Origin of the sequence: Pseudovibrio flavus (genome assembly GCF_009711345.1) — a bacterium.
Lineage (GTDB): Bacteria > Pseudomonadota > Alphaproteobacteria > Rhizobiales > Stappiaceae > Pseudovibrio > Pseudovibrio flavus.
In genome coordinates this window covers 104225-111051 of the sequence record NZ_SMMA01000056.1, presented here as the reverse complement: position 1 = coordinate 111051, position 6827 = coordinate 104225, and the positions used below count along the sequence as shown (strand labels likewise).

Here is a 6827-nt window from a genome sequence, read left to right as displayed (position 1 = left end):
GGGCCGGCCCGCGCCACCGTAAGAAGGGTTAGGGGCTGGTGCAGTACCCGTTGCATAGGTCGTATTGCTGTTGGCCCTGCCGCTACAATTCATATTGAACAGTGCTTGCTCAACGGCCTGAAGTCTGTCGCGCAAAATATGCTGACCGTTCATTTCAACTTCGGCAGCAAGCTTGTTCAGGTTGTTGTACATGGCCTGTTTGGCGTTTGCCATGTTGGCGCACTGATAAGGTGGCGAGAAGCTGCTGTGACAGCCAAGGCGGGCTTCCTGATCCTCGATCTGGCGGATGTTGTCGAGCTGCCGTTTATAAGCCTCGTTTGCACTCCTGCCAGAATTACCGGATCGAAGTTGCTGAGAGAGAGAAATATATTCGCCCTCTAACTTTCTGCATGCTTGGTCATAGTTCTGGGCAAGAGTTGGAGTGGCCGCTAACGCAAACAGCAAGAGCATACCTGCAAAGCCGGCTGTGCCACGTTTTGTAAATGAGGCATGTTTTGTGGCTGGGCCAAAATGTGGACTACTCGTCTTGAAAGACCGCAGTGCACCCGAAAGATTGTTTGGGTCAGATCGCATAGTGCTGGGTTCGCTCGGTGTCACAGTAATCGTTGTTTAAAGCTCGTTTCCAAGAAAAATACTTTCTGGAGCGTAGCGTTTCAATAGATCTTGCCTATATGCAATGAAACACCACAAAGAGGTCAGGGGACAGAAGATGAAGAACCTACGCGGTTTATGTATGGCATTGGTTGTTGGGTTAACATCAATGACCACAGGCGCATTGGCGCAGGATCCAGATTTGATTTTCAAGAAGTCGACAGTCTGGAAGTTCATGAGCCCGGACCATAAACTGGCGACCTATGCGATTGACGACCCTTTGGTGAAGGGCGTTTCCTGTCACTTTACAGTGCCGGAGAAGGGTGGATTTTCCGGTTGGTTGGGCCTTTCGGAAGAGACTTCTGATGTCTCATTATCCTGTCGTCAGGTTGGACCGATCTCTTTTGAAGGCAAATTCGAGCAGGGTGACGAAGTCTACCGCGAAAGCCGCTCCCTGTTCTTCAAGAAGATGCGCATTGTTCGCGGCTGCGATACCAAGCGTAACACGCTTGTGTATCTCGTCTACTCTGACAAGCTAATTGAAGGTAGCCCGAAAAATTCCACCTCTACCGTGCCTATCATGCCATGGGGTTCTAACGAACCAGCAGCGTGTAAGGACTATCTGGACGACTAGGCGCCAGCGGACAATTTATAGGCAACAAGCAAAAACAGTGGGCTTGAGATCATCGTGCCCATGATGAAGATACTCAGAACTAAACGGGCCATCATTCACTCCTTTGTTTCCGTCAAGCGGTGAACATGGTCACTATAGGCTTAAAGAACTGAAGATTTTCTGATCAGCCCGTTTAGTTTTCATTCATAATGGTTTCAACCCATTAATAGTCAGGCACCAGCGCCGCTCCGCAGAGTTTTCTGCAGCAGTTTTTCCAGCTTTGCATCCTTGCCATAAAGGTCGTTGCGGTACTGGATATTGCCGTCCTTATCAGCAAAAACGGTGATGTAACGCAGGTGAACCGGAACAGACTCTTCCAGTGTCAGAGCGCGTGTGTCCTTTGATTTCCAATAGTTTTCCAGCTTGTTCAAAGAAGATGGCTCGTGTGACAGCAGCACTTCACCAAACTTCTTAGGGTTAAGAAGGCGGATACAGCCACGGCTGTACGCGCGTACTGGATGGTCGAACAAATGCTTGGCCGGCGTGTCATGCAAATAAATGGCATGCTTGTTAGGGAACATGTACTTCACTTTCCCCAAGTCGTTGCGCGGCCCCGGATTCTTCCTCAGGTGAAAATCAAAGTAGCGCGGCTGAACAGTGCTCCAGATGATAGAGCGCGGATCAATTTCCTTGTTGTTCTTAAAGACCTTGATTCCCAGTCTTAGAGTGGCGGAAGAATCCTTCTGAAGCATCGGCAGATATTTATCGATGGCGATGGAGCGCGGAATGTTCCAGTACGGGTTCACTTCAGAGTAGGTGATCTCGTCAGAAAACACAGGCGTGGAGTATTTCTTGCGGCCAACAACAGCGCGGGTGCGGTGAACCTCTTCGCCGTCCACCACAATAGCTGCGGTCTGGTCGGCAAGGTTCACATCAACGTACTTGCCGCCAAGCGGGCGGTTGTACCAACGCAGACGCTCAAGGTTGTTGAGGGTCATCTGCATGCGCTCTTCAATAGGGCGGTTCAGCACCGCAAGCGTTGCTTTGCCGACGACGCCATCTACAGCAAGGCCATTGCGAGACTGGAACACCTTAACAGCGTCAACGATGTCACCGCGATAGCCATTGTCGATGATGCCGTCGTAGACATAGTAAGGCTCTTGCGCGAGGCGGCGGCGAATGGCGTCAACGCGCTCGGAAGTCATGCCCGGACGCAGCGTTTCACCATCAGCGATGAAGTCCACATCGCCTGCCTGCTTCACAGCGCGAAGGCGGGCAAGTTCGGCCTTGAGAGCGCGGTAGGAAGGCTCCTGAGGTTCCAGCAAGTGCATAACGGCTTTGAACGGCATGCGCAGGTTCATGAGAGACAAAAGCTCATGAGTGCTGCGCTTGACCGGATGAATGTCGTTCTCGCGCTCCACCTTGCGCGGATCAATGCGTCCGCTGGTCAGGTGACCTGCGTACTGGAGGTAAGAGTTGGTGAACAGCAGCTCAACGATACCTGCGTCTGCATAGGTTTCCATGCTTGCTCCGGCAATATCAGAGCTAAGCGCCTTCAGGCGGGCAACGTTGTAGTCAGCAGGGGAAAGGCCATGCTCACCAGCAGCGGAAAGGGTCTCGATGAGGATCTCGCCGTTCTGGCCAAGTCCGCCCTCATAGAGCCAAAGCGGAATGAAGTCGCGTTTTTCGTAGAACGCTTCAATCTCGTTAAAGCGCTCAGGAGAGATGCCGAACATGCGGGCAACGCCGTCTTGCTCAAGGCGTTTGAATTGGCTGCCGATGTTTTCTCTCAAGATCTCTTGGATATCCACTTGATTCGCAGGATCGGCAACAGGCGTTCCGCCGAAGGATGGCAGCGTGACGGGAATTTGAGCAGGGTCGATAACTTGAGTAGGAGCAGGCTCAGGGCGCTCCTCCAAAACAGCATCCTCTTCTGCAATATTGGCTGTAACAGCTGGCGCAGCGGCTGGTGCCGGAGCTGCTTCTACAGGTACAATAACAGGAGCGGTGGCAGGTGCTTCCGCAGCGGGGCTGGTGACTTGTGGTGCCGATTTGTCTTTAAAATCGAGAGGATCAACAAGTTGGGTGGCAGAGGCGGAAAATGTGGCAACAGGCGCAAGCAGGGTAAGGCTGGCGACTGAAACGAGCAGGGAATAGCTTAGACGTTTGCGCAGCACGAGTGATGAACCCTCAATTTTTATTTGTCTGGTCTGGTTGTATGGGATGGGCCAGTATTAATGGGACGCTAAGATTCTTGAGTGTGTTATGAGCTCAGCATCTTGACCTGTAAGCAACAATGGGCGAAAAGCAAGTCTATGAAAACGGCGATGCACATCTCTTCAACCATCACCATTATTTGCAGCTAGCGAACCCGCTGGCTGTGGCCGTTCCCTCCTGCCTTTTTCACACAAGAGCAAACGGACGCCCTGCCAGCCGGCAAGGAGACGATCGATCATGAGCGCGGACAAAGGCCTATTGCTCACCAATACTTTAACTCGCACGAAAGAAAAATTCGTGCCGATGGATGAAAGTAATGTGCGCATGTATGTCTGTGGCCCTACGGTCTATGACTATGCACATATCGGCAATGCGCGCCCGGTCGTTGTGTTCGACCTTCTGGCTCGCCTTCTGCGTCAGCTCTACGGTGCAAACCACGTCACTTACGTGCGCAACATCACCGACGTAGACGACAAGATCAACGCCCGTGCCCGCGATGAAGGCATTACCATCCGCGAGCTTACGGAAAAGACTGCTGCCCAGTTCCATGCCGATATGGCCCAGCTTGGCGCACTCAACCCTGATATCGAGCCGCGTGCGACCGAGCACATCGAAGAAATGAAGGCAATGATCGAAACGCTCGTAGAGCGCGGCTTTGCCTACGTTGCTGACGAGCATGTGCTGTTCAACGTTCCATCCATGCCGGAATATGGTGAGCTGGCTCGCCGCTCGCTGGACGAGATGGTTGCTGGCGCACGCGTGGAAGTGGCTTCCTACAAAAAAGACCCGATGGACTTCGTGCTCTGGAAACCTTCCGGAGAGGGCGAACCAGGTTGGGACAGCCCATGCGGTATTGAAACACCGGGTCGTCCGGGCTGGCACATCGAGTGTTCTGCAATGTCTGCAAAGCACTTGGGCGAAACCTTCGACATTCATGGCGGCGGCGTCGATCTGACATTCCCGCACCACGAAAACGAAATCGCCCAGTCCCGCTGCGCACACGGCACGCCTTACATGGCCAAGGTCTGGCTGCATAACGGCTTCTTGCAGGTGGAAGGCGAAAAGATGTCCAAGTCTTTGGGCAACTTCATCACTGTTCACGAACTGCTGGACACCGATAAGGTCGGCGGTCGCAAGTGGGATGGTGAAGCTATTCGCTACACGCTGCTGCAGACCCAGTACCGTCAGCCAATCGACTTCACCGTTAAGGGCCTTGCAGAAGCTGAAAAGCAGATCCAGCGCTGGGGTGATCTCTTCCGTAAGCTGGAAGTCGTGCCTTCTGAAAACCCGCAGCCATCTGCTGTGGTTATCGAAGGGCTTCTGGATGACCTCAACACGCCTCGTGCGTTCGCTGCGCTTCACAAGGTTGCGCGTGATGCTCGCGGTGGCGACAAGGCAGCAGCACAGGAACTTGCAGATAACCTTGCTTTCCTCGGCTTCAACCCTAAGGGCTGGGCAGAGCAGCAGGAAGAAACTGCAAGCAACGCAAACGTTGATCCTGAACTTGCGGCTTTCGTGGAAGATCTTATCGGCAAGCGCCTTGATGCACGTCGCAACAAGGACTTTGCAGAGTCTGACCGTATCCGCGACGAGCTGGCTGCCAAAGGCATCGTGCTGAAAGACAGCAAGAACAAGGATAGCGGCGAGATCGAGACCACTTGGTCTCTCGCCTGATCATTTAAAAACGTCTGTGGCCACTAGGCGGGCAACGGCCACAGACATCAATTTTTCCGAAAATTTAAAGAGGCGCGGACAGGGCGCTTGCTTCAACTGGGGACATTGGAAGCGACATGAGCAAGGAACGGCTATACATCTTCGACACAACCCTGCGTGACGGGGCTCAAACGTCTGGCATTGATTTTTCTGTCGACGAGAAGATTGCCATTACCGCGCTTCTGGAGCGCCTCGGCGTGGATTACATCGAAGGCGGTTATCCGGGCGCTAATCCAACCGATACCCAGTTCTTCGAGCAAAAGCGCACCACCAACGCGACCTTCACAGCCTTTGGCATGACCAAACGGGCAGGACGCTCGGTCGATAATGATCCGGGCATCCAGATGCTGTTGCAGTCCTCTGCTGACGCTATCTGCTTTGTAGCCAAGTCTTGGGACTACCATGTGCGCGTTGCCCTTGGCTGTACCAATGAAGAAAACCTTGAAAGCGTTCATGATAGCGTTGCTGCTGCTGTAAAAGCTGGCAAGCAGCCGATGGTGGACTGCGAGCACTTCTTCGATGGCTTTAAAGCAAACCCTGAATACGCTCTGGCTGTCGCCCGCACCGCTTATGAGGCCGGTGCCCGCTGGGTTGTCATGTGCGATACCAACGGCGGTACGCTGCCGGACGAGCTGAAAGAAATCATCCAGCAGGTCACGAAAGTGGTGCCGGGTTCCAATCTTGGTATCCACGCCCACGACGATACCGGCCATGCCGTTGCTAACTCTCTAGCTGCTGTCACTGCAGGCGTGCGCCAAATCCAAGGCACGCTGAACGGTATCGGCGAGCGCTGCGGTAACGCCAACCTCGTGACCCTTATCCCGACGCTTTTGATGAAAGCGCCGTTCAAGGATACGTTAGAGCTTAACACGTCACTTGAAACGCTCCGTGATATCACTGGAATTTCAAGGGCTTTCGACGAGATCTTGAATCGATCTTCTAACATCCATGCGCCTTACGTAGGGGCGAGTGCCTTTGCCACCAAGGCAGGTATTCACGCCTCCGCTCTGCTTAAAGAGCCGGAAACCTATGAACATGTTCCGCCGGAAACCGTTGGTAACCAGCGCCGTGTTCTCGTCTCCGATCAGGCTGGCAAGTCCAACCTGCTGAGCGAACTCAAACGCTTGGGTATTGAGGTTGATAAAGCCGATCCGCGTCTGGATGGCCTTTTGAACCTCGTTAAAGAGCGCGAGGCAATGGGCTACTCCTACGAGGCAGCGGACGCATCCTTCGAGCTTCTGGCCCGTCGCCAACTTTACCATGTGCCGGACTACTTCGACGTAAAACAGTTCCGCACTGGTGTAGAGCGCCGCTACAACGCGGTCGGTGAACGCATCACCGTTTCCGAAGCGGTTGTGAAGGTGGAAGTGGACGGGCAGGAATACATGTCTGTTGCCGAGGGTAACGGCCCTGTTAACGCACTCGACTTTGCATTGCGTAAAGACCTCGGCAAGTACCAAAGCATCATCGACAGTCTTGAGCTGATTGACTATAAGGTACGTATCCTTGATGGAGGTACAGGCGCAATCACCAGAGTGTTGATTGAGAGCCTTGACCACTCAAGCGGAAAACGATGGTTTACAGTTGGCGTCTCCAGCAATATCGTTGATGCCTCTTTCCAAGCGCTCGTTGATTCAATCAGATACATCATCCTGAAAGCTGATCTCCAGAGCTCCTGACATTTGGGCCTGAA

5 protein-coding genes are annotated in these 6827 nt (G+C 53.3%); 3 read left to right on the top strand and 2 right to left on the bottom strand.

All coding sequences use genetic code 11. The annotated features are described in order from the left end of the window. The coding region (locus E1162_RS19490) for a hypothetical protein (RefSeq protein ID WP_257098689.1) at positions 1-450 on the bottom strand (450 nt) is incomplete at its 3' end. A 283-nt stretch (positions 451-733) separates the two neighbouring features. Between E1162_RS19490 and E1162_RS05705 the strand changes: the two genes are divergently transcribed. Beyond that, positions 734-1225, top strand: coding sequence for a CreA family protein (locus E1162_RS05705; RefSeq protein WP_257098697.1), 492 nt, complete (start codon positions 734-736; stop codon positions 1223-1225). A 209-nt stretch (positions 1226-1434) separates the two neighbouring features. Here E1162_RS05705 and E1162_RS05700 read toward each other — a convergent pair whose 3' ends face one another. Beyond that, complete coding sequence (locus E1162_RS05700; RefSeq protein WP_155128119.1) at positions 1435-3381, bottom strand: L,D-transpeptidase family protein; 1947 nt, start codon at positions 3379-3381, stop codon at positions 1435-1437. Between the two features lie 277 nt (positions 3382-3658). On the opposite strand from E1162_RS05700, the gene cysS reads away from it, so the two are divergent. Then, on the top strand, positions 3659-5095 hold the full coding sequence (cysS, locus tag E1162_RS05695) for a cysteine--tRNA ligase (RefSeq protein WP_155128116.1): 1437 nt from the start codon (positions 3659-3661) through the stop codon (positions 5093-5095). A gap of 116 nt (positions 5096-5211) precedes the next feature. After that, positions 5212-6813, top strand: coding sequence for a citramalate synthase (gene cimA / locus E1162_RS05690; RefSeq protein WP_155128113.1), 1602 nt, complete (start codon positions 5212-5214; stop codon positions 6811-6813). The last annotated feature ends 14 nt before the right edge of the window (positions 6814-6827 follow it).